This is a genomic window from Peptoniphilus sp., from assembly GCF_022767005.1.
Lineage (GTDB): Bacteria > Bacillota > Clostridia > Tissierellales > Peptoniphilaceae > Peptoniphilus_A.
Genome location: NZ_JALEOV010000045.1, coordinates 1 through 25,220, shown reverse-complemented (window position 1 = coordinate 25,220; position 25,220 = coordinate 1). Strand labels below are relative to the sequence as shown.

General features: G+C 30.4%; 23 protein-coding genes. 21 read left to right on the top strand and 2 right to left on the bottom strand.

Features of this window, described 5'->3' with window-relative positions:
* Positions 1-3: 3 nt before the first annotated feature.
* Genes MR285_RS03645 through MR285_RS03635 form a run of 3 tightly spaced genes read left to right on the top strand, consistent with a single transcriptional unit; the run spans position 4 to position 3,096 of the window.
* On the top strand, positions 4-837 hold the full coding sequence (locus MR285_RS03645; protein ID WP_293558135.1) for a DegV family protein: 834 nt from the start codon (positions 4-6) through the stop codon (positions 835-837).
* Positions 838-845: 8 nt separating this feature from the next.
* Positions 846-1,970 (top strand): 5-bromo-4-chloroindolyl phosphate hydrolysis family protein, encoded by a 1,125-nt coding sequence (locus MR285_RS03640; protein WP_293558133.1) that lies wholly within the window; start codon positions 846-848, stop codon positions 1,968-1,970.
* Position 1,971: 1 nt separating this feature from the next.
* Positions 1,972-3,096, top strand: coding sequence for a toxic anion resistance protein (locus tag MR285_RS03635; RefSeq protein ID WP_293558132.1), 1,125 nt, complete (start codon positions 1,972-1,974; stop codon positions 3,094-3,096).
* A gap of 97 nt (positions 3,097-3,193) precedes the next feature.
* Here MR285_RS03635 and MR285_RS03630 read toward each other — a convergent pair whose 3' ends face one another.
* A complete protein-coding gene (locus tag MR285_RS03630) occupies positions 3,194-3,766 on the bottom strand; it encodes a xanthine phosphoribosyltransferase (protein WP_293558130.1) in 573 nt (190 codons plus the stop codon).
* A gap of 95 nt (positions 3,767-3,861) precedes the next feature.
* On the opposite strand from MR285_RS03630, the gene MR285_RS03625 reads away from it, so the two are divergent.
* From MR285_RS03625 to tsaD, 7 genes are all read left to right on the top strand, one after another.
* Positions 3,862-4,461 (top strand): hypothetical protein, encoded by a 600-nt coding sequence (locus tag MR285_RS03625; RefSeq protein WP_293558128.1) that lies wholly within the window; start codon positions 3,862-3,864, stop codon positions 4,459-4,461.
* Complete coding sequence (locus MR285_RS03620; protein WP_293558126.1) at positions 4,452-6,647, top strand: DUF3160 domain-containing protein; 2,196 nt, start codon at positions 4,452-4,454, stop codon at positions 6,645-6,647. Before MR285_RS03625 ends, MR285_RS03620 begins: the two co-directional genes overlap by 10 nt.
* Before the next feature lie 93 nt (positions 6,648-6,740).
* Positions 6,741-7,274 carry a nitroreductase family protein gene (locus tag MR285_RS03615; RefSeq protein WP_293558124.1) on the top strand — a complete coding sequence of 178 codons (534 nt, stop codon included), beginning with the start codon at positions 6,741-6,743 and terminating at the stop codon, positions 7,272-7,274.
* On the top strand, positions 7,258-7,716 hold the full coding sequence (gene tsaE, locus MR285_RS03610) for a tRNA (adenosine(37)-N6)-threonylcarbamoyltransferase complex ATPase subunit type 1 TsaE (protein WP_293558122.1): 459 nt from the start codon (positions 7,258-7,260) through the stop codon (positions 7,714-7,716). The genes MR285_RS03615 and tsaE overlap by 17 nt, the downstream gene beginning before the upstream one ends.
* Positions 7,697-8,371 (top strand): tRNA (adenosine(37)-N6)-threonylcarbamoyltransferase complex dimerization subunit type 1 TsaB, encoded by a 675-nt coding sequence (gene tsaB, locus MR285_RS03605; protein WP_293558120.1) that lies wholly within the window; start codon positions 7,697-7,699, stop codon positions 8,369-8,371. Before tsaE ends, tsaB begins: the two co-directional genes overlap by 20 nt.
* Complete coding sequence (gene rimI, locus MR285_RS03600; protein ID WP_293558118.1) at positions 8,343-8,777, top strand: ribosomal protein S18-alanine N-acetyltransferase; 435 nt, start codon at positions 8,343-8,345, stop codon at positions 8,775-8,777. Before tsaB ends, rimI begins: the two co-directional genes overlap by 29 nt.
* Positions 8,778-8,781: 4 nt before the next feature.
* Positions 8,782-9,780, top strand: a complete 999-nt coding sequence (gene tsaD / locus MR285_RS03595; protein ID WP_293558116.1) for a tRNA (adenosine(37)-N6)-threonylcarbamoyltransferase complex transferase subunit TsaD — start codon at positions 8,782-8,784, stop codon at positions 9,778-9,780.
* A 67-nt stretch (positions 9,781-9,847) separates the two neighbouring features.
* On the opposite strand, the gene MR285_RS03590 is transcribed toward tsaD, so the two are convergent.
* A complete protein-coding gene (locus tag MR285_RS03590) occupies positions 9,848-11,365 on the bottom strand; it encodes an oleate hydratase (protein WP_293558114.1) in 1,518 nt (505 codons plus the stop codon).
* Between the two features lie 107 nt (positions 11,366-11,472).
* Between MR285_RS03590 and MR285_RS03585 the strand changes: the two genes are divergently transcribed.
* From MR285_RS03585 to MR285_RS03535, 11 genes are all read left to right on the top strand, one after another.
* Positions 11,473-14,364: an insulinase family protein gene (locus MR285_RS03585; RefSeq protein WP_293558112.1), complete on the top strand. Its 2,892-nt coding sequence runs from the start codon at positions 11,473-11,475 to the stop codon at positions 14,362-14,364.
* A gap of 11 nt (positions 14,365-14,375) precedes the next feature.
* Positions 14,376-15,155, top strand: coding sequence for an inositol monophosphatase family protein (locus MR285_RS03580; protein WP_293558110.1), 780 nt, complete (start codon positions 14,376-14,378; stop codon positions 15,153-15,155).
* A gap of 178 nt (positions 15,156-15,333) precedes the next feature.
* The gene (locus MR285_RS03575) at positions 15,334-16,251 is read left to right on the top strand and encodes a phosphatase (protein WP_293558108.1); all 918 of its coding nucleotides are present in this window, start codon (positions 15,334-15,336) and stop codon (positions 16,249-16,251) included.
* Positions 16,229-18,373, top strand: coding sequence for a polyphosphate kinase 1 (gene ppk1 / locus MR285_RS03570; RefSeq protein WP_293558106.1), 2,145 nt, complete (start codon positions 16,229-16,231; stop codon positions 18,371-18,373). The genes MR285_RS03575 and ppk1 overlap by 23 nt, the downstream gene beginning before the upstream one ends.
* 503 nt (positions 18,374-18,876) lie before the next feature.
* A complete protein-coding gene (locus MR285_RS03565) occupies positions 18,877-19,557 on the top strand; it encodes a phosphoribosylaminoimidazolesuccinocarboxamide synthase (RefSeq protein ID WP_075659047.1) in 681 nt (226 codons plus the stop codon).
* An 8-nt stretch (positions 19,558-19,565) separates the two neighbouring features.
* Positions 19,566-20,042, top strand: coding sequence for a 5-(carboxyamino)imidazole ribonucleotide mutase (gene purE, locus MR285_RS03560; protein ID WP_169967949.1), 477 nt, complete (start codon positions 19,566-19,568; stop codon positions 20,040-20,042).
* A gap of 11 nt (positions 20,043-20,053) precedes the next feature.
* Entirely contained in the window at positions 20,054-21,085 is a 1,032-nt protein-coding gene (gene purM / locus MR285_RS03555) for a phosphoribosylformylglycinamidine cyclo-ligase (protein ID WP_293558102.1), read from the top strand.
* Positions 21,069-21,671, top strand: coding sequence for a phosphoribosylglycinamide formyltransferase (gene purN / locus MR285_RS03550; protein WP_293558100.1), 603 nt, complete (start codon positions 21,069-21,071; stop codon positions 21,669-21,671). The genes purM and purN overlap by 17 nt, the downstream gene beginning before the upstream one ends.
* Before the next feature lies 1 nt (position 21,672).
* On the top strand, positions 21,673-23,184 hold the full coding sequence (gene purH / locus MR285_RS03545) for a bifunctional phosphoribosylaminoimidazolecarboxamide formyltransferase/IMP cyclohydrolase (protein ID WP_293558098.1): 1,512 nt from the start codon (positions 21,673-21,675) through the stop codon (positions 23,182-23,184).
* An 8-nt stretch (positions 23,185-23,192) separates the two neighbouring features.
* Positions 23,193-24,437, top strand: coding sequence for a phosphoribosylamine--glycine ligase (gene purD, locus MR285_RS03540; RefSeq protein WP_293558096.1), 1,245 nt, complete (start codon positions 23,193-23,195; stop codon positions 24,435-24,437).
* Positions 24,438-24,539: 102 nt separating this feature from the next.
* On the top strand, positions 24,540-25,214 hold the full coding sequence (locus tag MR285_RS03535) for a YoaK family protein (protein WP_293558094.1): 675 nt from the start codon (positions 24,540-24,542) through the stop codon (positions 25,212-25,214).
* Positions 25,215-25,220: the final 6 nt, after the last annotated feature.

The following is a 25,220-nucleotide window of genomic DNA, read 5'->3' as shown; positions in this document are numbered from 1 at the left end:
AATATGTACAAAATAATTTCAGATACAAGTTGTGATTTAACAAAAGAAGAAATTAAGGATTTGGGAGTTGAATATGTTCCCTTTAAAATTTCCATTGACGGTGTGGAATACGAAGATGATTATAATTTAAGTATTCAAGAATATTTGGATAGAATGGAAAAAACTGAAAATCCAATAAAGACAGCTTGTCCATCACCATATGATTATTTAAAAATTATTGAAAAAAATATAGATAAGGATATTTATATCCTTACAATTTCTTCAAAATTATCTGGTTCTTATAATTCTGCAAAAATTGCAGAACAAGAAGCAAAAGATAAATTTAGAAATGTAAAAATTTATGTAATTGATACGAAATCAGCTTCTGCTGGCCATACAAGAATTGTTTTAAAACTTTTAGATTTACTCAAAGATAAAAGTTTTGAAGAAGTTATTCCCGTAATTGAAAAAGAAGCAAACAATGAAACCACAATGTTTGTTCTTGAAAGTATGAAGAATTTAATTAAAAATGGAAGAATAAAAAAGAGTGCAGGACTTATTGCAAATGTTCTAAACATTAGACCAATTATGATTTCTAATGATGGAGAAATTGAATTATTCGAAATAAATCGTGGAATAAAAAAATCTCTAGACAAAATGGTGAAGGCAATAGGAACAGAATGTAAAGTAAATAAGCCAAGTCTTGTGACACTTTCTTATGTTAGAAATAAGGAGCGTGCAGAAAAGATAAAGGAAAAAATTGAAGAAATGTACGATGGAGTTAAAGTCCATGTTAGACATACAAATGGTCTTTCTTCTGGATATGCAGACATAGGAGGCATTGTCATAGCTTTTTGAGGTGAATTATGAGAAAAGGCGATAGAGAAGAAAATTTTGAAGAAAAAGTTAATGCTGCTTTTAGAGAAGAAAATTTTAAAGAAATTGGTGAATTAATTGGCGAAGGAATTGACACTGCTATTAATGTAACTAGATCTTCTATTAGCAAGTTTATTAATAAAAATAAGAGAAATTTGCCTTATAGTATTCAAAATGATGACAGAATAATAAATCAAAATCCCAAGACTGTTAAAAGAGTAAAAATGTGGGGATCTGTTGCAAAAATTTCAATAGTAGGTCATCTTTTTGCATTTTTTGGATTTCTTATAGACATATTTGATAATTTTTCATTTATAAGAGACGATTTACCGCTTTTAATTTTTTGGGTTATTCCTGCCCTTGTAGTTTCTTTTTATGTAAATTATAGAGTTAAAAAGAGCAAGGACCAAATAATTAGATTTAGAAAATATAATCGTGAAATTGGAAATAACACTGTTATACCAACAGCTGATCTTGCAGCAATTACTGCAAAGCCAATTGATTTTACTATAAATGATCTCCTAAACATGATTGACAAAGATTATTATAGGCAAGCGCGAATTGTAGAAAATGGAGAACTTTTTATATTGGATGCAAAAACTTATAAGCTTTATAAAGAGGAAATGCTTCGCGACCCGAAAGAAAGAATGGAAGAAATAGAAAACAATGAAAATAGTGTTCTTGTTGAAGATTATTTGATGAAGGCAAGAAAAGATGTTACAACTCTCACAGAAATGACTTCAAATTTAAAGGAGCCGATGAAGAGTAAAGTCAATGAATTTTTGCAAATTGTCAGCAAAATTTTTGAATTATTAAAGGAAAACCCAAGCACTGCAGGGGATTTAGACAAGACAATAAATTATTATCTGCCAACAACTGTAAAATTAGTAGATTCTTATCTAAAAATGAGCGAAAAACCGACAGAAATAGTTAAGTCTTCTCTAAAAGACACAGAAGAGACTATGGATTTAGTGAATGATGCTTTTATGAAAATTTTAGACAATATCTACCAAGAAAAAGTTATGGATTTATCAAGCGATATGAGCGTTTTAAAATCAATGCTCAGACAAGAAGGACTTTTAGATGAAAAGGACTTTAATTTAGGAGGAAAGTAAAATGGATAAAGAAATAAAATTATCCCTAACAGATGATTTCGGAGAGTTAAATAAAGAAAATGAAATCGAAGAAATTAAAACAGTTGACGAAAAAAATGAGTTGAGATTAAGTCCAGAAGAGGAAAAACAAGTTGAAGATTTTGCAAAGACAATTGATATTACAAATTCGAATATAGTTTTACAATATGGAGTTGGTGCGCAAAGAAAAATTTCTAACTTTTCTGAAAAGACACTTGAAACTGTTAAGACTAAGGACCTTGGCGAAGTTGGAGATTTGCTATCTGGCGTTGTAAATGAATTAAAAAGTTTTGATGTAAGTGAAGAGGACAATAAATTAGTTGGATTTTTCAAAAAACAATTAAACAGTGTAACATCACTAAAGACTAAATATGATTCGGCAGAAAAGAATGTTAATAATATTATAAAGACTTTGGAAGAACATCAAGTAACTCTTATGAAAGACATTGCAATGCTTGACCAAATGTATGAACTAAATGAAAATTATTACAAGGAACTTAGTATGTACATACTTGCCGGCAGAAAAAAATTGGAAGAAGCGACAAATGTTGAACTTCCAAAACTTCAAGCTAAGGCACAAGAAACAAATTTGCCAGTGGATGCACAGAAAGCTAATGATTATGTAAATATGATTAGCCGATTTGAAAAGAAGCTTCACGACCTTGACCTTACAAGAATGGTTTCAATTCAAATGGCTCCTCAAATAAGAATGGTTCAATCTTCAAACACAGTAATGGTTGAAAAAATCCAATCTACAATTGTAAACACTATTCCACTTTGGAAGTCTCAAATGGTAATTGCACTTGGTGCAAATCATTCAAAGGAGGCAGCAAGAAGTACAAGGGAAGTTACTGATTTGACAAATAAACTTTTAAGGAAAAATGCAGAGACATTAAAGCAAACTACTGTTGAAACGGCAAAACTTTCTGAGAGAGGAATAGTTGACATCGAAACAATTAAGCACACTAATGATCAACTAATTTCTGCACTTAATGAAGTTCGTCAAATTCAAATCGAAGGTCATAAAAAACGTGAAGAAGCTTCTGTTGAACTTAGAAGAATAGAAGAAAACTTAAAGTCATCTTTAATAGAAATTGCAAATAAATAATAAATATAAAACCGAGAAAATGTGATGCTCAATAAGTTTTTTAGTCCAACTTAATGAGTTAAGCATAAATTCTCGGTTTTTTGTATAGTATAATTAATTATCTAAAACTAATTTTTCCATCTTCAATGGAATCAATAATCGCAAGGGAAAGCAAATCGTATCCCATTTCTCTAATAATTTTTCCACCATCTTGAAAGCCCTTTTCAATGGCAACAGAAATTCCCACGATATTTGCACCAGCTTGTTTTGAAACATCTATTAAACCATTGAGTGCATTTCCTTCTGCTAAAAAGTCGTCGATAATAAGTAAATTGTCTTCAGATGATAAAAATCTTTTTGAAACTGTAATAGTATAATTTTTCTTTGTAGTGAAAGATTCTACTTTTGATTCATAGACATCGTCGCCAATATTTAATGTTTTTTGCTTTTTACAGAAAACAACCATGGCATCGTCAAGATGTTTTGATGCAACAGTGGCAAGGGCAATGCCACTTGCTTCAATTGTAAGTATTTTATTAATTTTTTTATCTTTAAAATAATTTGCAATTTCTTCAGCAAGTTTATCCAAAAATTTTATATCAAGTTGGTGATTTAAAAAAGAATCTACCTTTACAATATTTCCATCTAAAATTCGTCCATCGTTAATAATTCTTTCTTCTAATAATTTCATTTTACACCTCAAAATTTATTTTAAGACATTAACAAGAAGTAATCAAGAGTTGCGATTATTTATTAAAGAATTACTTACTATGATATAATAAAGGCATGAAGTACATATTATTTTTATTAATTTTTTTAGTATCATGCACAAATGAAAAAATTTTAGACAGTGCAAACTATAAAAATATTAGTGCAGAAATTATTTGCACAAAGGGTTGTTTCGCAAAGGATTTAATAATAAAAAAAGATGGAGAAAAGTTTATCATTGATGTTTATAATTTAAAACCTTGGAAAGTTGATTTTTGTAATGTTGACGGAGGTGAAGTAGAAATTGCTCTTGGCGTTTACAAAAAGACACCCTTTGACCAAAATCTAGCCAAGAGATGTTTTTTATACAATATTGATTTTAAAAATAAGAAATTAATGCCAAAGCTTAGAATATCAAGATTACATAATCCAATTACAGATTTTAATCTTTGCGACATTGACGGAGATGGTCGAGATGAAATTATTTCGATAGAGAAAAATATTAAAGGTGAATATCTATTTGGAGTATATGACTGGACAAATTTTTCCTTTGAAAGAAATTATTGTAGCATTATTTTAAAAGATGAGCCAATCTTTTTAGATAAGGAGAAAAAAGTTGAAATTAATGGAATGAAAAGTGAGTTATTTTTAGAAGGAGATGAGATTAAATGGAAGTAAAGAAAAAATTATTGATAACTTCAGTTATTGTAATTTTGCTTTTAACAGCTTGCAAAAATGACAAGGGCAATGTGCCGGAAAAAGAAACTTCGAAAATTGAATTGCAGGATACAAAATTTTTAGATGAAATGGAAAATAAAACTACATATATTGATTACAAAGCATCTAAATTTACGCCAAAAGTTGATGATTATAAGATTGCTAGTGATTTTAGCAATGTTGAAAATATTTCCAGATTTGGGAAGTTTACAACTAAACAAAAAGAGATGCTTTTAAAAAACGGATTTACAATTACTAAGCCAAAAAATCAAGAGAATAATGAGTACAGTAAAGACTCTTGGAATTATGAATTTGACCAAATTCACCAAATTTATGAAGATAATGAGTATAATTATTGGCCAAGCTTTGTAACAACTGATTCAGTAACTCATATCTTTCATATTTTTTATGATGGATTTTTAAGGAGCTTGGAAAGGGAAGAGTTATATCCAAAATCAATTGAATTAAATAAAAATTTGCTTGTGGAAAATATTAAAATTTATGATGAAATTGAGAATAAAGAATTAAAAGACTTGCAAATTAAAAATATTGCTTTTGTGGCAACGGGACTTAAACTTTTGGGATATGAACCTGAAAATTTGCCAAAAGAGGCAAAAGATTTAATGGATAAGGAAATAAAAAATGTAATTTCAGAAGAGATAGCAACATCTGCAATAAGTGATAGAGATGTAGATTTTTCACAACTTGTACCAAGGGGACATTATACTCGTGATGAAAAATTAAAAAAATATTTTATGGGAACAATGTACTTTGGTCAAGTTGGATTTTTTATTGAAAGCGACGGAGAAATGGATAAAAATAGCATTTTACAAGGTCTACTTCTAACGCACTCAATATATAGAAATCCTAAAAATTTAAAAAACTGGGAAGATTTAGTTGAACCAATAGATTTTTTAGTTGAAAATGCCGATGATCTTTCTATAAGAGAATACGCAAGAACGCTTTATGGAGTTTATGGAAAAGATTTTAACATCAACAAATTAGATGAAGAGAAAAAATTAACGAGTGCCTATGAAGTTTTAAAGGAATATCCAGATCCGAAGATTGCAGGATTTTTGGGAAAGTCCTTTAGATATATGCCACAAAGAGCAGTAATAGACAGTGTACTTATGCAAAATGTGGTGGATATTGCAAGTGAAGCTAAGCCATCTGATAGGCCGATTTATTCTGGTTTAGATTTAATGGCTACCTTTGGAAATGAAAAGGCAAGAGAGATTTTAAGTAAGGATCCTTACAATTCACATTGGGATAAATACAAAGAGAGGACTGAAGAAAATATTTCAACTGTGAATAAAATGGAAGAGAAACAATGGCAAAGGAATATGTATCGTGGTTGGTTATGGATGCTTAATGCTTACGACCAAAAATTTGGCGAAGGTTATCCAATGTTTATGAAAAATGAAGCTTGGGAGAGGAAGGATTTAGTATCTGCTCTCGGTTCTTTTGCAGAATTAAAACACGACACTGTTCTTTATGGCAAGGCTGTTGTTGCTGAAATGGGCGGCGGAGAAGATGAAGAAATGCCAAAATCCTATGTTGAACCTAATGTGGAGCTTTATGATAAATTAAATTGGCTACTTGAATTTACTAAAACAAATTTAAAAAATCGAGAAATGTTAAGTGAAAAGTTGGAAGATAAAATTAACAGATTTCAAACTATGGTAGTAAAATTAAGAGATCTTTCTATAAAGGAACTTCAAAAGGAACCCTTTACAGAGGATGAAAATCAATATTTATTATACATTGGTGGAGAAATGGAAAGCATAATGGTTGATTTTGTAAAATCATCTGATGAAAACCAAATTTCTTCTTGGTATGAAATAGAAAATGCGACAGACAGAAGAATGCCAGTTGTAGTTGATTTAATGAGAATTGTTGATAATAATGTTGGACTTCCTGAGGGCGAAGTTTTCCACATAGGAACTGGAAAGCCAATGGAAATTTATGTTATTTATCCTCATGATGGGAAACTTTACATGGGTAGAGGTGCGATTTTTTCATATTACGAATTTATAAATAAAAATCGACTAAAGGATGAAAAGTGGCAAGAGATGGTTTATAATGATACAACAGATTTTCCTAATTGGTATAATGATCTTGTTACAGAAGAAAAAGAAATTCCATAATTAATTGCTATTATGGTGGAGTTTATTAGTAAGATTTTAATTCAAAATTAAAATTAGAATTTAACATATGTTATAATATTTTGAGGTGATAAAATGCTTTTAGAATTAGTTGAAAAGAGAAGAAGTATAAGAAAATTTACTGACGAAGAGGTTTCTGAAGAAGATTTAAGAGAAATTTTAAATATTGCACTGCACGCTCCGACGGCAAAACATAGAAATTCAGTTAGATATATAATTATTAGAGATAAAAAAAGACTTGAAGAACTATCCCATTACAAAAAAAATGCTGCAGCCTTTTTAAGTGGTGCGAATGTTGCCATTGCTGTTTTAACAGATAGTGAAATTGCACCAAATACAAATCATCAAGATGCATCTATTGCTGCAACTTTTATTTTGCTTGCTGCGGCTGATTTAGATTTAGGGGCAACTTGGGCAAATGTTGCTGATGCAAAGCACGAAAGTGGAATTACTGCACAAAAATTTTTGCATGAATTTTTTGGCTTAGAGGATAAATTTGATGTTGAGTGTGTAATTGGAATTGGTCATCCAGCAGAAGAAAAGTCAGAAAAAGTTCCCTTTGAATATAAAGAAGTTGTATTTGAGGATCTAAATGATAAAGTTAAATAATTTAGAAGAAACGGAAAGATTTGGAAAATTTTTGGGCGAAAATTTGAATCCAGGAGATGTTCTTTGTTTAAATGGTGATTTGGGAGCGGGAAAGACTACTCTCACAAAAAGTATTGCCCTTGGACTTGGCATAGAGGATTATGTAACTAGCCCTACTTTTACAATAGTAAATGAATACTATGGAAAGGTTAATCTATATCACATAGATACTTATAGATTGGACGATAAAGTAGATGTGGATTATCTTGGCTTTGATGAATATTTTTATTCTGAGGGAGTTACAATTGTTGAATGGGCTGAGAAAATTAAAGATACCCTTCCAGAAGAATACATTGAGATAAATATTTCATCAAAAGAAGATAAAAGAAAGCTTGAAATTAACTTTATTGGCAGTAGATTTGAAAAGCTGAAGGAGAAATTAGATGAAAGTTTTGGGAATTGATACTTCTACAAAGACAACTGCAATTGGATTAATTGAAGATAATGAAGTATTATGCGATTACAATTTAGCGGGTAGAATTGCTCATTCAGAATCTGTTACAGATATGATTGAAGAAATTTTTAGAAAATTTGAATTTACATTAGATGATATTGATTTAATTGCGGTGGGAATTGGGCCTGGATCCTTTACTGGACTACGAATAGGAATAACTATTGCCAAGGTAATGGCCTTTGCTTTAGATAAAGATGTAATTGGAGTTTCTTCTCTTGTTGCAAATGGAATGTCTGATTATGGAATTGTTGCAACTATTGTGGATGCGAGACGAGGAAATGTCTATGCATCAATAATAAAAAGTGAAGAAAAACCAGAAATTTTATTTGAAGATGAAATTCTTTCTTTTGAAAAATTTAAAGATGAATTAAATAAATACGAAGAAATTACAATTACAGGTCTTGACGGCGATAAATTTATTGAAAAAATTAAGGGAGGAAAGCTTTCAAAAAATAGGAATATGAGGGGAGCAAATATTGCAAAGCTTGGCTTACTTGATTACGAAAAAAATGGTCCAATGGACGCATTTAATTTAGTTCCCAATTATTTAAAAATTTCTCAGGCAGAAGCACAATATGAAAAAAATCACGAGAATAGCAAATAAAAATGATGTAGATGCAATTTATGAAATTGAAGTAGAAAATTTTGAGTTTCCATGGTCAAAAAATTCCATAGAAAATGCAATTGTAAAAGATGATTTGCAGGATATCGTAATTACTGAAGTTGATGGAAGAGCCATAGGTTATATTAGTTATATGGTAGTATTTGACGAGATACACATTGCAAATGTGGCTGTGAAGAGTGAATTTCGTGGACAAAAAATTTCTCTCGATCTCTTTGATTTTTTGACAAAGATGGCAGATGAAAAGAAATTAAAGATTACTTTAGAAGTTGAAGAAAAAAATAAAATTGCATTTAATTTATACAGAAAATATAATTTTAAAATCTTAGGAAAAAGAAATAATTATTACGGCATTGACAGAGATGCTTATATAATGTGGAGGGAGTGATGAGATGAAAATTTTGGCAGTAGAATCCTCATGTGATGAAACTTCAGTTGCCGTCGTGGAAGATGGTCGCAAAGTTTATTCTAATGTAATTGCATCCCAAATTGATACTCACAAAAAATTTGGAGGAGTTGTGCCTGAAATTGCATCAAGACAACACGTTGAAGCTATTAACACAGTTTTAAAAGAAGGTCTTGAGGAAGCAGGAGTAAAATTATCAGATATAGATATTATAGCAGCTACAAAGGGACCAGGACTTATAGGTGCACTTTTAGTTGGACTTAGTGCGGGAAAAGCTCTTGCGCTTTCTACAAGTAAGCCATTTGTCGGTGTGAATCATATAGTTGGTCATGTGTGTGCGAATTATATTTCTTTTAAAGAATTGGAGCCACCCTTTGTTGGATTAATAATTTCTGGTGGACACACTTATTTAATCGAAGTAAAGGATTATGTGGATTTTACACTTCATGGCAGAACTGTTGACGATGCTGTGGGAGAAGCCTTTGACAAGGTTGCAAGGTCTTTGGGGTTAGCTTATCCAGGTGGTCCAGTTATTGATTCTCTTGCAAAAAAGGGAAAGGAAACAATTGAATTTCCAAGAGTTATGATAAAGGAGGACAATTATAATTTTTCTTTTAGTGGGCTTAAAACGGCAGTTTTAAATTATTTAAACAGTGCAAAACTTCGTGGAGAAGAAATAGTTGTAGAGGATGTTTGCAAGTCCTTCCAAGAAGCAATAGTTGATGTGTTAATTGAAAAGTCCTTTAGACTTGCGAGAGAAACTAAATTGGATAAAATTGTTCTTTGCGGAGGAGTTTCTGCAAATTCAAGAATTAGAGAGGCTTTTGAAGAAAGGGGTCAAGCTGAAAATATAAAAATATTTTATCCGGATTTAAAACTTTGCACAGACAACGCGGCAATGATAGCGTCAGCTGCATATTACGAATACATTTCAGGTAAAGTTGATGAAAATAATTTAGCAAATCCAAATTTAGGGTTAAAATAAATTTAACATGAGCATTTGTAAGTGATATTACAAAAAGTTTGCAATAAAAAAGTGCATTTTTGCACTTTTATAGATTATTAATAAATTTTAAAATTTCCATCTTAGAAAGGTTATTTTCAAAGACTTCTAAGTGGTCAATGCCCATTATATCGTGGGCATTTTTTATGCCCTGTTGCACTAATTTTTCTATTGAATAAAGTTCTCCAAAGTCAGAATTTTTTGATGAAATGAAAAACAAATTGCAAATTTTATTTACACTTCTCTTATAATTTTCACCAGGAATCTTTTTGTAGTTTTCAAAAACTGAAATACTTACATTTTTAAGATTAAACCTAAGATCTGCATATTTTTCTTCCGAATTAAATAATTTAATAAGTTCAAAGAAAAAGTCCTCGCCATTTAATGCGTTAAAGACATTGCCAACAAAAATAGAGTTTTTATTGGGATTTAAAACTTTTAAAATCACTCTATTTCCAATTATTTTTGCAGAGATACCAGACTTTACTTTGAAAATAAAGAAGTCGCTATCTTGCAAATTTTTCTTTAATTTATTTATAAAGGAGTCGTCAGAAAATTCTAAATTCACATAGAGGATCGATGAGTCAGTAGTCTTTCCTTCGATTTCTTTGTAAATATTTTGAGAAGAATAATTATCCTTTGAAAAGTAAGTATTTAAAATTTTTTCAGGGATATTAGTAGTATTTCCAAGAGCCAAATTTGACAGATATGTTGGAGATTCAATGGAAATAATGTCCTTTAAATCAGTGTAAACTTCATCTATTTGTTCATTTTTTTCAAAAGTGAGCTTATCTACATAATTATCAGTTGAACTAAAGTCTATAAATTTATAATCCTCATAAAAATTAACGCCAAGTTTTTTTAAATAATCCTTAATAATTTTGTGAATTTTATCTGAATTTAAGTCAAAATAATTTTCTGAACCAATGTAATCAATTATAGCTTCCCTTAATTCAGATACGGGAGAAGTTGCCTTTAAATTGTAGATGCTTGCTAAATAATAAAATAAATTTGAATCTAAAAAGTCAGAGAACAAAAAGTATTTTTCAATGGAACTTTTATCGTCAAAATCAATGGGAGATAGTAGTAGTTTATATAATTTTCTTTTGCTATTTTCGTCTACATTATTTACTTTTGAAAATTGATTCAAAGACAAACCTAAAATAATTGGTTTTTCCTTTTTTTCCATTTTTTTTAAAACATTATTTACTTCATCTTCATTTAAAATATTTTTCAGCATCTCTAAGGTATTTTTAAAATTAAATTCTGAAAATCTATTGTCAAAGGTTTCGTAATTATTTTCGCCTTCATTTATTTTTATAAATTCATTAAAGTGCTTTGTGTAAATATTTATATTAAGAGGATTTAGATTTGCGTGATTAATAAGAGCGTAAGCTAGGGCTAAATTGCCAAAACCATCGCCAAGTAAGTAAGCTTTTGAGTTTTCGTCACGATTTGGCATGAGAATTTTCACTTCATCATCGGAGACTTTTTTTGCAGCAAAAATAGCAGCAGAAATTGTTGCAGCTGCAATTGCTAATTTTTTAATGTCATCTTTTTTTGACATAATCTCACCTCAGTTTAAGTTTACCCAATTTTAACAATCATTAATTTATTAATTCTAATTTGTTAAATTGTTTTATTACAAGTATAATAACAAATGGAGGGATTAACGTGAAAAATTATAAATTAATTGAAGAAAAATATATAGACGAAGTTGCATCAAATTGCAAAGTCTATTCTCATATAAAAACTGGAGCAAGGGTACTTACTCTTGAAAATAATGACGAGAACAAAGCCTTTGGCATTGGTTTTAGAACGCCACCTGAAAAGGGGAATGGGGTATGTCATATAGTTGAGCACTGCGTACTTTCTGGCTCAAGAAAATTTAAAACCAAAGAACCCTTTATGGATTTAATCAAGTCATCGCTACAAACTTTTTTAAATGCTATGACTTTTCCAGACAAAACAATTTATCCTGTATCAAGCAGAAACAAAAAAGATTTTTACAATTTAATGGATGTATATTTAGATGCAGTTTTTTATCCAAGCATATACGAAGAAGAAAAAATATTTCTTCAAGAGGGTTGGCATTACGATTTAAAAAACAAGGATGATGAACTAAAATACAATGGAGTTGTCTACAACGAGATGAAGGGAGTTTATTCCTCTTCAGAAAATATTGTGTCTGATGCCATGGTTTTTGCTCTTCACGAAAATTCAAGCTATGGTGTAGATTCAGGTGGAGATCCAAAACTCATTCCTACATTAAGCTATGAAGAATTTAAAAATTATCATAAAAAGTATTATCATCCATCAAATTCTTACATTTATCTCTATGGAAATCAAAATATGGAAGAGGCACTGGACTTCATTGATAAAAATTATTTAGCTGACTTTGATAAAGAGGAGATTAATTCAGAAATTATTTTAAATGATGAATTGAAAGAAACTAAGGATGTAGAAATAACATTTTCTGCATCTAAGGAGGAAATGAAGGAGAAAATTGATTACCTTTCAAAGGGTTGGACTGTTGGTTACGCAGATTCTAAGTTAGATGTATTTATGCGTGATTTTTTGGCGGAACTTTTAATAGACGCTCAAGCTGCACCAATTAAAAAGGCGATTTTTGAAGAAGGACTTGCTGAAGATGTCTATTCAGAAACTTCATCTTCTTTTCCACTTGATTTATCAATAGTCTTAAAAAATACAGATGCAGATAGAAAAGATGAATTTTTAGAAATCTTAAAAAATACACTAAAGGATTTAGTGGAAAATGGAATTGATAGAGATCTTTTGGAAGCGACTTTAAATAAATTTGAATTTATTTTTAGAGAAGGTGGCGGCACACAAAAGGCGATAATATATTATATTAGAGCTCTTAATTCTTGGCTATATGATCAATCTCCACTAGATGCTCTATATTATAACGATGTATTAAATGAAGTAAAAGAAAAACTAAATGATAATTTTGTAGAAAATTATATAAAAGAAAAATTATTAGATAATGTTTATTCTGTAAATTTAGTTGCAAGACCTGAACTAAATAAAAATGACAGAGAGGAAAAAGAATTAAGGGAAAATCTTCAAATAATAAAGGAAAAAATGTCTAATGAAGAAAGAGAAGAGGTTATAAGAAAGAGCATTGAACTTGAAAAATATCAAAGCGAAGAAGACTCACTTGAAGCAAAAAAAACAATTCCATCTCTTGAACTTTCTGATATAGATGAGAAAGTTACAGATTATAAACCTGAAGAGGACAAAATTGATGACGTAATTTATTTAAAATCAAATCAAGAGACAAATGGAATAGTTTACACCACCATTTCACATGACATTTCCTTTATAAAAAGGGAAGAAATTGAAACAATGTCTTTACTTCTTTCGATAATTGGACTTATTGATACCAAAAACTATTCCTACGAAGAATTAAATAATGAAATTTACAAGGCAACTGGTGGCATAACATTTAATCCAACAGTTTATGTCGATTCAAAGAACAAGGAAAAATATTCTCTTAGAATGAATGTGAAGATGAAATCCACAGCAGATAATGTAAAAAGAGGGCTAGAGATTGTAGATGAAATTATTTATAATTCTATGCTTAATTCAAAGAAGAGAATTAAAGAACTTTTAAATATTTTAAAATCAAGAATTGAATCCACAATGTTACAAAATGGACATCAATTTATAATTTCAATCTTAAAATCCTATTACTCAAAAGTTGCAGAGATTCAATCTCATATAGGCGGCTTAGATTATTACAATTTTATGAGAGATTTATCAGAGAACTTTGAAGATAGATGGGAACAATTTGAAAAAGATTCAGAGGCAGTTTATGAAAAATTATTTGCAAGAGATAATTTAATAATTTCTACTGTGGGAAATATTTCTGACTTAAACAAGATTAAAGCTGATTTAAAAGTTTATATAGACAAATTAAAAGTAGAAGATATTAAATTTAACGACTATGATTTTAAATGTGAAAATAAAAATGAAGGACTTTACACAACTTCAAATGTTATTTACGCATCAAAGGGCTACGACCTTGAAAAGCTTGGCATAAAATATTCAGGGGATCTTACAGTTCTTGCAAATATTTTAAATTCATCCTACTTACACAACGAAATTAGGGCAAAGGGTGGAGCCTATGGTGCAGGAATTACTATTGGACGAAATGGTGAAATGGCAACTTATTCTTACAGAGATCCAAATTTGAGAAATACAGTAAAAGTTTACGATGCCATTGGAAATTTTGTCGAAAATTTAAAGATGTCAGACGAGGACTTAAAAGATTTTATAATTGGTTCAATGAATGCCTTTGACCCACTTCTTTCACCAGAGCAAATTGGAGATATAAATTTATCAAGATTCATAACAGGACTTACAATAGAAGATTTGGAAAAGTCTAAAAGAGAAGCTTTAAAAACTAATATTGAAAAATTAAATTCCTATGGCAAAGTATTTGATGAAGCTATGAAAAAAAATTATCTCGCAGTTTTTGGCAGTGAAAGCATAATTAGAGATAGTGCAGATCTATTTAAGGAAATTAAGTCCATTAAATAGTTGGAGGTTTTATGATAAATTATCATGAAATATTAATAAAAATTGAAAAGTTAATGAAGGATGCCTCAAAAATTTTCTTTGAACTTGACCCAAAGAATAATTTTGAGATGAAGGGTAGAAATGATTATGTAACTGAAGTTGATTTTAAAGTACAAGAATTTTTAGAAAAAAATCTTTTAAAATTAATAGAAGGTTCAAACCTCTTGGCAGAGGAAAAGGACAAATCAAAATCTGAAATAAAAGAATATACTTGGGTTTTAGACCCAGTTGACGGAACAACTAATTTAGTTCACGAGTTTAATCATTCAGTAATAAGTCTTGCACTTTTAGAAAATTCACAAATTATAATTGGAGCGATTTACGACCCCTTTAGAGATGAATTTTTCTCTGCAATAAAAGGTGAAGGTGCAAAATTAAATGGAAGTGAAATAAAAACTTCTGATTGTAAAAATTTTTCCGAGGCGTTAATTGGTTCAGGCACTGGCGGAGGAAGAGTTGGTCGTGCTGATGAAACTTTTGAAATGCTAAGATTTATTTACAACAATACAAATGGAATTAGACACATAGGCTCTGCTGCACTTGAAATGTGTTATGCTTCTTGTGGGAGGTATGATGCTTTTATAGATGAGGGATTAAATCTTTGGGATTACGCCGCAGGAACTTTAATAGTAAGAGAAGCAGGTGGATTAGTCATAAATATTCATGGCGAAGAAGTTGGATGCGAAAGATTTGGCGGAATAATTTGCGGTAATAAAAATATTGTAGAGGAACTTAGGAGATTCGTATATTAATAAAAATACACTTACAAAACTATTATTATTTATAAACACGGTGTGATGCCGTGTTTTTTCTTTAACCTTTTAATTTAAAGAAAAGTAGTTATAATTAAACTAAGGAATATTACATATTATAAAAAAGTATTTTACAAAAATTTTACAATTAAAGTTTAAAATTAAAAAGAGGAGATTTATGAGACACGCAATAGTAGATATAGGATCAAACACAATTAGACTAATTATTTTTGATGTTGAAGGTAATGTTAAAAATTTTAAAAAAGTATTAAACAAAAAATACACGGCTGGGCTTATTACTTATGTTCACGATGGAGAGCTTTCTGGCAAGGGAATAAAAAAGCTTATAAAGACTCTTGCCAGTATAAAAAATATTGTAAGGGAACTAAATGTTGACACTTTTTCGCCCTTTGCAACAGCTTCTCTTAGGAATTTGGACAATACTGAAAAGGTGATTGAAAAAGTTAAAAGAGATCTTGACATCAATATTGATGTTTTAGAACAAGTTGATGAAGCTTTCCTTGGCAATGTTGGCGTAAGGAGTGAGATTGAAGCAGATAGGGGAATTACAATAGATATTGGAGGTGCCAGTACAGAAATTGTTTATTTTGAAAAAAATGGTCCCAAAGAATTTATCAATTTAAGTACGGGGTCTCTTCTTCTATTTAGAGAAAATGTGTCAAAAGTTTTGCCGAAGAAAAGTGAAATCCGTGCCATTGAAAAATCAGTTATTCGTGAGATTAATTCTTCGCATTTTTCTACTAAGGCAAATAGGCTAATTGGAATTGGTGGAACAATAAGAACTACGGGAAAAGTTATTTCAGATTTAGGGTCTAATGACGAAAATCATTTCACTATTAAAGATATTTACAAACTTATAGATCTTATTAAAGACGGAGAAACTGATACCATTAGGTCAATTATTAGAATAAATCCTGCGAGAATTCACACACTAATTCCTGGAGTAATTATTTTAAAAACTGTAATGGAAAAACTAGGAATCAATGAAATAGAAGTCTCTGGCAATGGTCTCAGAGAAGGTTATTTAATTTATAAAGTATTGGAAGGTAACAATGAAATCTTATTTTCAAAATAGAGAGCTGTCATGGCTTAGATTTAACGAAAGAGTACTATTGGAAGCAACGGAAGATAGCGTACCAGATCTTGAAAAATTAAAGTTTGTAAGTATTTTTGTTTCAAATTTAGATGAATTTTTTATGGTAAGAGTTGGCTCGCTCCACGATCTTTCAGCAATTAAAAAAGAAGTCAAAGATAATAAAACTGGCATGAATGCAGGAGAACAAATTAATGCGATTTTAAAAACCTTGCCAGCAATGTATAGAGAAAAAGACGAAATCTTTAAAAAGGTTAGTGAAAACTTAGAAAGATCAAATATAAGAGAGTTAAAATACAGCGATTTAGATTTAGAACAAAAAAGTTTTGTGGAAGATTTTTATATTAAGAGAATTGACCAATTGGTTTCGCCTCAAATTGTTGATATTAATCATCCCTTTCCTTTTTTAGAAAATACAAAATTATATGCTTTTGCCAATCTTGAAAAGGGTAAGGAAAAAGTATTTGGAATAGTTCCTATTAGAAACACCTATCCAAAATATTTAATTCTTCCTGGAGAAAATTTTGAATATATTTTAATAGAAGAAATCATTTTAAATCAAATCAATCAAATTTTTAAAGAATATAAAATTTTGTCAAAAAACATTATTAAGGTTACTAGAAATACAGACTTTGTTGACGACAGAGATACTTGGGAAGAGTTTGACGATTATAGAGAATACATGAAGAGCATACTTAAAAAGAGGAAGAGATTAAATGTTGTAAGGCTTGAATCTCAAGGAAAACTTTCTAAACAATCTCTTAGCTTTTTGCTTGAAAAAAATGAATTGACAGAGGATGCGTATTTCCCAATAGATTCACCTCTTAATATGCAATATGTTTTTGATTTAATTAAGGATATTCCAAAGGCAATTAAAAGTAAACTCTTATATAAAGATCTAATTCAATATAATCCAGCAGACTTTAGCAAAAGCATTATAGAGGATGTAAGACATAAGGATAGGATTTTATCTTATCCTTATGATAGTATGGATACTTTTTTAAGTCTTTTAAAGGAAGCAGCCAATGATCCCGATTGTAAATCTATAAAAATTACAATTTACAGACTTGCAAAAAATTCAAAAGTAGTAAGATATTTGACTGAAGCTGCACAAAATGGAAAAGAAGTTACAGTTTTTGTAGAATTAAAGGCAAGATTTGATGAAGAGTCAAACATAAATTATGCAAATATTCTCTACGAAGAAGGTTGCAACATTATTTATGGATTTAATAAGTACAAAATGCACTCCAAAATTTGTTTAATAACTTTTAGAAATCCAAGGACAGAAAATTTGAATTACATTACGCAAATTGGAACAGGAAATTATAATGAATCAACGGCAAAACAATACACTGACTTTTCACTAATGACTGCCAATCCTGAAATAGGACTTGATGCAACAGATTTTTTTAAAAATATGTCTATTGGAAATTTAGATGGTAAATATATGCATTTGTTGCAATCACCAACTACACTAAAAACTGGACTAATGCACCATGTGGAAAAAGAAATCGCAAAAGGTGAAGATGGATACATTCTCTGTAAATTTAATTCTCTTACTGATAAGGATTTTATTGAAAAATTTATTGAAGCTTCACAAAAGGGAGTTAAAGTTGATCTAATAATTAGAGGGATTTCTTGTTTACTACCGGGAATAAAAAATCAAAGTGAGAATATAAGGATTCGATCTATTGTAGGAAGATTTTTGGAGCATCCAAGAGTATATGTTTTTGGAAAAAAAGACCCAATGATGTATATTTCATCTGCAGATTTAATGACAAGAAACACTGAAAATAGAGTTGAAATAGCTGCGCCGATTTTAGATTCTGAAATAAAAGAAAGAATTTTAAAATATTTGGAAGTTCAAATGAAGGACAATGTTGGCGCAAGGCTTATGAATAGCAGTGGAGAGTATGAAAAAATAGAAGAATGTGGCGAAAAATTTTCTTCTCAAGGTTATTTTGTAAGGGAAGGAGAAGAAAAAAATTTTTCTGCAAGAAGTAAAGCAGATGAAGTTATAGTAAAAAGGGAAAAAATCAAGGGAAAAGAAAAAGTTAAAAAAGAGTCCTTCTTTGATAAACTTTTAAAAATTTTTAAAAAATAAGAAATTTAATTTATAATGCTCCTAGATTTTCTAGGAGTATTATTTACATAAAATGCAAAAATTGATAGGGCATTATAATAGGAAAGAAGAGATTTTAATTAAAGTAATTGAATAAATTTTTTGGAAGGGATTGTTTAGTAAAATTAAATTATTCTCACATTTATTACAGTTTATTAAATATTTTTACTTTATATTTACAAAAAATTTTTATCTAATATACAGTTTTTCATTACAATTAAGACAATCCTATTTGTTATATCAAGGGGTATGATACCTCAAACAAGTTTAGAAAAACTATTGACAATTAAATTTTAAATTGTTAAAATCTAGTTGTATGAGAGCTCATATTTTGAGTGAAAGTGTACCTAGGGATCCGGGCTTTGCCAAGGACCAAGCGGTACGGATACTTTTTTAAAGTATCACACCTTAGGGAAAAAAGCCCAGAGGGGTAGGTTTTACGAAATCTGCCTCTTTGGGCTTTATTTTATTTTACTGGAGGAATTATGAAGACTATTTACCAAGGAAAAACTAAGAATGTTTTAGAAGAAAATGGAAGATGTTATCTACAATTTAAGGATGATATGACAGGAACTGACGGAGTTTTTGATACTGGTGGAAACCAAGTAGCTGGTAGTATTGAAGGTGCAGGTAAAGAGTGTTTAAAAGTTACAAAATACTTCTTTGAAAAAATCAACGAAGCTGGAATTGACACTCACTATATTTCTGCAGATGTTGACAATAATTTAATGGAAGTAAAAAGAGCAAAGGTTTTTGGCAAAGGTCTTGAAGTTATTACAAGATTCAAAGCTGTAGGTTCTTTCTACAAAAGATATGGTCTTTATATTGAAGAAGGGGCTGACCTTCCTGAATATACTGAGTTTACTTTAAAAGATGATGGAAGAGACGATCCTCTAATTACAAAAGATGGGCTTGCTATTCTAGGTATTTTAACAGCTGAAGAATATGATAAAATCGTAGAAATGAATAAAAAAATTGCTAATGTTGTTAAAGATATTTTAGCTGAATGTGGACTTGACCTTTACGATATTAAATTTGAATATGGTAAACTTGAAGGTTCAAATGAAATTGTATTAATAGACGAAGTTAGTGGTGGAAACATGAGAGCTTATAAAGACGGCGAATATGTAAAACCACTTGATGTTTCAAAATATTTAAATATTTAAGGGATAAAATGAGAGTATCAATTATAATGGGTTCAATTTCCGACAGAGAAATTGCAGATAAAATAGTTGCAAAGTTAATAGAGTTTGGAATTGAGTATGACGCCAAAGTAATTTCTGCTCACAGAGCCTTGAATCAATTACAAGATTATGTAAAAAATGCTGAAGATGAAAGTCAAGTTTTCATCTCAATTGCAGGAAAGGCTGCTCACCTTGGCGGTGTTATCGCAGCTCTTACTACAAGACCTGTTATTGGAGTTCCAGTAAAGAGTTCAACTCTTGATGGACTTGACGCACTTCTTTCCACTGTCCAAATGCCAAGTGGCGTGCCTGTTGCAACTGTTGCAATAAATGGCGGAGAAAATGCTGCAATTTTAGCAGCAGAAATTTTAGCTATTTCTGATGATAATTTAAAGGAAAAGTTAAAAAAATTTAGAGCAGATATGTCAAGAAAAATTGCAAACACCGATTATGTTTACGAAGGATAAAAGGAGCGGAGATGGCAATTAATTACAAGGACGCAGGCGTAGATGTTGATGCCGGTCAAAGAGAAGTTGAATTAATTAAAAGTATTGTTGCAAAAACTCAATCTAAGGATGTTTTATCATCCATTGGCGGTTTTTCAGGTCTTTTTAATTTAGATTTAAGTGAAATTAAACATCCTGTGTTAGTAAGTGGAACTGATGGAGTTGGTACAAAGGTAATTTTGGCACATATGCTAAATAAACACGATACTATTGGCATCGACTGTGTTGCCATGTGTGTAAATGACATCTTGTGTCAAGGTGCAAAGCCTCTTTTCTTCTTGGATTACATTGCTACGGGAAAATTAATACCTGAAAAAATGGAGGAAATTGTAAAGGGAGTTGCTGAGGGTTGTATAAAAGCTCAAGCATCTCTTATTGGTGGAGAAACTGCAGAAATGCCAGGGGTTTATCAAGAAGATCAATATGACCTTGCTGGTTTTTGTGTAGGAGTTGTTGATAGAGATAAAATTATTGACGGCTCTAGCATTAAAGAGGGAGACATTTTATTTGGACTTTCATCTAATGGAGTTCACTCAAATGGATATTCTTTAGTGAGAAAAATTATTTTTGACCACTGCAATTTTGATTTGAATGAAAAAATTGATGAACTTGGATGTACTCTTGGAGAGGAACTTTTAAAACCAACGAGAATTTATGTAAAAGAAATTCTTGAATTGTTAAAGGTTGTTAATATTAAGGGTATGAGCCATATTACTGGCGGTGGTTTTTATGAAAATATTCCAAGAATGATACCAGACGGACTTTGTGCTAAAGTGGATGCATCTGTTATTGAAACTCCACAAATTTTTAAGCTCCTAAAAAAGTGGGCAGATATTAAGGATAAAGATATGTACTCTACTTTTAATATGGGAGTTGGACTTACTCTTGTTGTTTCAGAAGATGATAGAGAAAAAGTTGTTGATTTCTTTAAAAACAGCGACTTAAAACTTTATGAACTTGGAAAAATTATTTCTGGAGAAGATAAAATTGAACTTAGTTTCTAAAAATATTGCAGTTTTAATTTCAGGTGGTGGCACAAATCTTCAAGCCATTATTGACAATACGAAAAATAATTATATCAACGGAAATGTTAAAATTGTCATTTCTAATAAAGAAGATGCTTATGGTCTTATTAGGGCAAAAAATGCTGGTATTAAGGGTGTTGTCATTAAAGACGACGAAAAACTTATAAGCACTTTATCTGAAAATAAAATAGATTTAATTGTTCTTGCGGGATATTTAAAAATCTTGCCAGAAAAAATCACAAAAATTTATGATAATAAAATAATAAATATTCATCCATCATTAATCCCTGCCTTTTGTGGTAGGGGTTATTATGGATTAAAAGTTCATGAGGCCGTCATAAAAAAAGGTGTTAAATACACTGGTGCAACTACTCATTTTGTAAATGAATGTGCAGATGATGGTCCTATTATTATGCAAAAAATTACTGAAGTTGGAGATGAAACACCAGAAGAACTTCAAGCAAAAGTTTTAAAGATTGAACATGAAATTTTGCCAAAGTCAGTAAAGTATTTTTGTGAAGATAAATTAAAAGTTGTTAATGGAAAAGTTGTAATCGGAGGTTAGTATGAGGGCGCTTATTTCAGTTTTTAACAAAGATGGAATTGTTGAATTTGCAAGAGAGCTTGCAGATAGAAATTGGGAAATCATTTCTACAGGTGGAACTTTTAAAAAATTAAAGGATTCAGGAATTGATGTAATATCTGTGGATAGCGTAACAGGTTTTCCAGAAATTTTAGACGGCAGAGTAAAAACTTTAAATCCAAAAATACACGGTGGCATTTTAGCTAGACGTGACATAAATGAACACATGGAAACTTTAAAAGATGAAGGAATTGAAACAATCGACATGGTTGTAAATAATTTATATCCCTTTGAAGAAAAGTTACTTGAAAAAGCTGATCATGATACTATGATTGAAAATATTGATATTGGCGGTCCATCTATGATTAGAGCTGCGGCAAAAAATTATAGAGATGTTTTTATTGTAACTGATCCAAGTGATTATGAAAAAGTACTTAATAATTTAGATGGAGATAATTTAGAATTTAAAGAGTATCTTGCCAAAAAGGCCTTTAGCTACACTGCACATTATGATACTGTTATTTCTAATTATTTTTTGAAGAGATTGCCTGAAGAATTTCCAAAATACTTAAATAAGAGTTATGAACTTTCTGAAGAGTTAAGATATGGTGAAAATCCTCATCAAAAGGCTGCTTTCTATGAGGATAGTTATACTCCAGATAGAATTTCTTATAATGTTCTTCATGGAAAACAAATTTCCTACAATAACTTAAATGATATGTATTCTGCAATTAATGCAGTTATAAATTTTGAAAAACCAGCAGCTGTTGCCATTAAACACACTGATCCATGTGGAATTGGTACTGGTGAAACTCTTGAAGAAGCTTTTGTAAAAGCTTATGAATGCGACGATGAATCAATTTTTGGAGGAATAATTGCACTTAATAGAGAGGTAGACGAAAAAACAGCTGAGCATTTATCAAAAATATTCCTTGAAATTGTTGTTGCACCAAGTTTTTCTAAAGAAGCTTTTGAAATTTTAACAAAAAAGAAAAATATTAGACTTATTGAAATACCAGAGTTTGAAAGACTTTATGAAGGTGGAAAAAGATTTAAACAAGTTTTAAATGGCATTATAATTCAGGATTCTGACGATATAGTTTGGGATGAAGAAAAACTTTCCTTTGTATCAGATAGGAAGCCAAATGAAAAAGAATTAGAAGAGTTGAAATTTGCCTTTACTTGTTGCAAGACGACTTTCTCAAATTCAGTTGTAATTGCAAAGAACGGCGGTACTCTTGCACTAGGTCAAGGTGAAACAAAGAGATCTTGGGCAGTTGAAGAGGCAATTGACAGAGCAGGAGAAAAAGCAAAGGGATCTGTTCTTGCATCTGACGGATTTTTCTTTAGAGATACAATTGAACTTTTGGACAAGGCTGGCATTAATGTAATAGTACAGCCAGGTGGATCTGTAAAGGATCAAGAAGTAATTGATTATGCAAATGAAAATGGTATTTGTCTTGTCTTTACAAATATAAGACATTTCAGACACTAGGAGGACTAATGAAGGTACTTGTAATTGGAAATGGCGGTAGAGAGCACGCTCTTGCATGGAAATTAAAAAAAAGCAAAAGCGTTGATGAAATTTACATGGCAAGGGGAAATGGAGGCACAGAAAATTTTGCAAAAAATCTCGACATTGACCCCAAGGATATTAATGGACTTTTAAAATTTGCAGAAGATAAAAAGATTGATTTAACAGTAGTTGGACCAGAAGATCCACTTTGCATGGGAATTGTAGATGCCTTTAATGAAAAGGGTCTTAGAATTTTCGGCCCGAATAAAGAATGTGCAAGATTTGAAAAATCCAAAGAATTTACAAAAAAGTTTTTGGAAAAATATTCTATTCCAACTGCAAAATATAAAAGTTTTGAAAATTATGAAGGCGCAATAAAGGGAATTGCAGAATTTAGCTATCCACTAGTTGTAAAAGCCGATGGACTTTGTCTAGGAAAGGGTGTAATGATTTGTCATGACGAATTTGAAGCAAAAGATGCTCTTGAAAAAATCTTCAAGGATAAAATTTTTGGAGATGAAGGAAGCACAGTTGTAATAGAAGAATTTTTAACTGGAGAAGAAGCATCTGTACTATGTTTAGTTTCAAATAATAAATTATTTCCACTAGAAAGGGCAAAGGATCACAAGCAAATTTACGATGACAATAAAGGTCCAAATACTGGTGGAGTTGGGACTTATTCTCCAGTTGCTGTAAGCCCTGAACTAGAAAAAAATCTTGAAAAAATTTATAGACAAATTGAAGATGGTCTTGAGTCAGAAAAATTAAATTATTCTGGAATTTTATTTATAGGCTTTATGATTGAAAATGATAAGCCAAAAGTATTGGAATTTAATGTTCGTTTTGGCGATCCTGAAACAGAAGTTTTAATGCCAAGACTTGACGCAGATCTATTTGAAATTCTAAATAAGACAATTGATGGAAAATTAAAAAAGGAAGACATCAAGTGGAAAGATGAAACTTGTTTAACAGTTATATTGTGTTCAAAAGGCTATCCTGGTTCTTATGAAAAGGGCAAAGAAATTTGTGGACTTGATAATGTGGACGAAGATATAATGGTTTTCCACAATGGAACTAAAAAGACTGATTCCCTTTACACAAATGGAGGAAGGGTATTATCGGTTACAGCTCTTGGAAAAGATTTAAAAGAAGCTTGTGAAAAAGCCTATGCAAATGTCTATAAAATAAAATTTGATGGTGTTTATTTTAGAAAAGATATTGGAATAAAATAATCTTCCTACTTTAAAAATAGTATTAAATTTTAAGAAGAGGTGAGTAAAAATTCTCATCTCTTTTTATTTGCAGAAATTTAATTTTGTATTAAACTATAAGAGGTGATTAATTTGAAAATAAAAACCTATGAAAATTTACACGAAACCTTTTTAGTTTTAGTTTTTATAACGCTAGCAGGTGGTTTTCAAGACGCCTACTCTTATTTAATGAGGGGAAAAGTCTTTGCAAATGCACAAACGGGTAATATTGTACTTTTATTCAAAAACATTGTTGAATTAAATTTTAAAGCATCAATTTCTTATTTAATACCAATTATTGCCTTTACCTTTGGAATATATATTGCAGTAAGATTTGAAGATGCAATTGAGAAGAGAAGGCTACACTGGCGTCAATACATAGTTGCTTTTGAAATAATTATTATGATTATCGTTTCAATTGTTCCTGAAAATTTAAATAATCTTGCAAATGCCCTTCTATCTTTTTCATGTGCAATGCAAGTTTATGCTTTTAAAAAAATTTATGGGCTTAATTTTGCAACAACTATGTGCATAGGAAACCTTAGGAGCGCAACGGAAAATCTATCTAAGTATCATATAACAAAGGATAGGAAATATTTAGAAAATTCTAAAAAATATTACACTGTGATTTTTATCTTTGGCATGGGTGCAGCTTTAGGAAATATTGCATCTGATTATTTTGGATTAAAGTCAATAATTGTCGCAGCAATATGCCTCACTATTTCTTTTATAATTTTATTTTTTGAGGATAGAGGTTAATAAAAC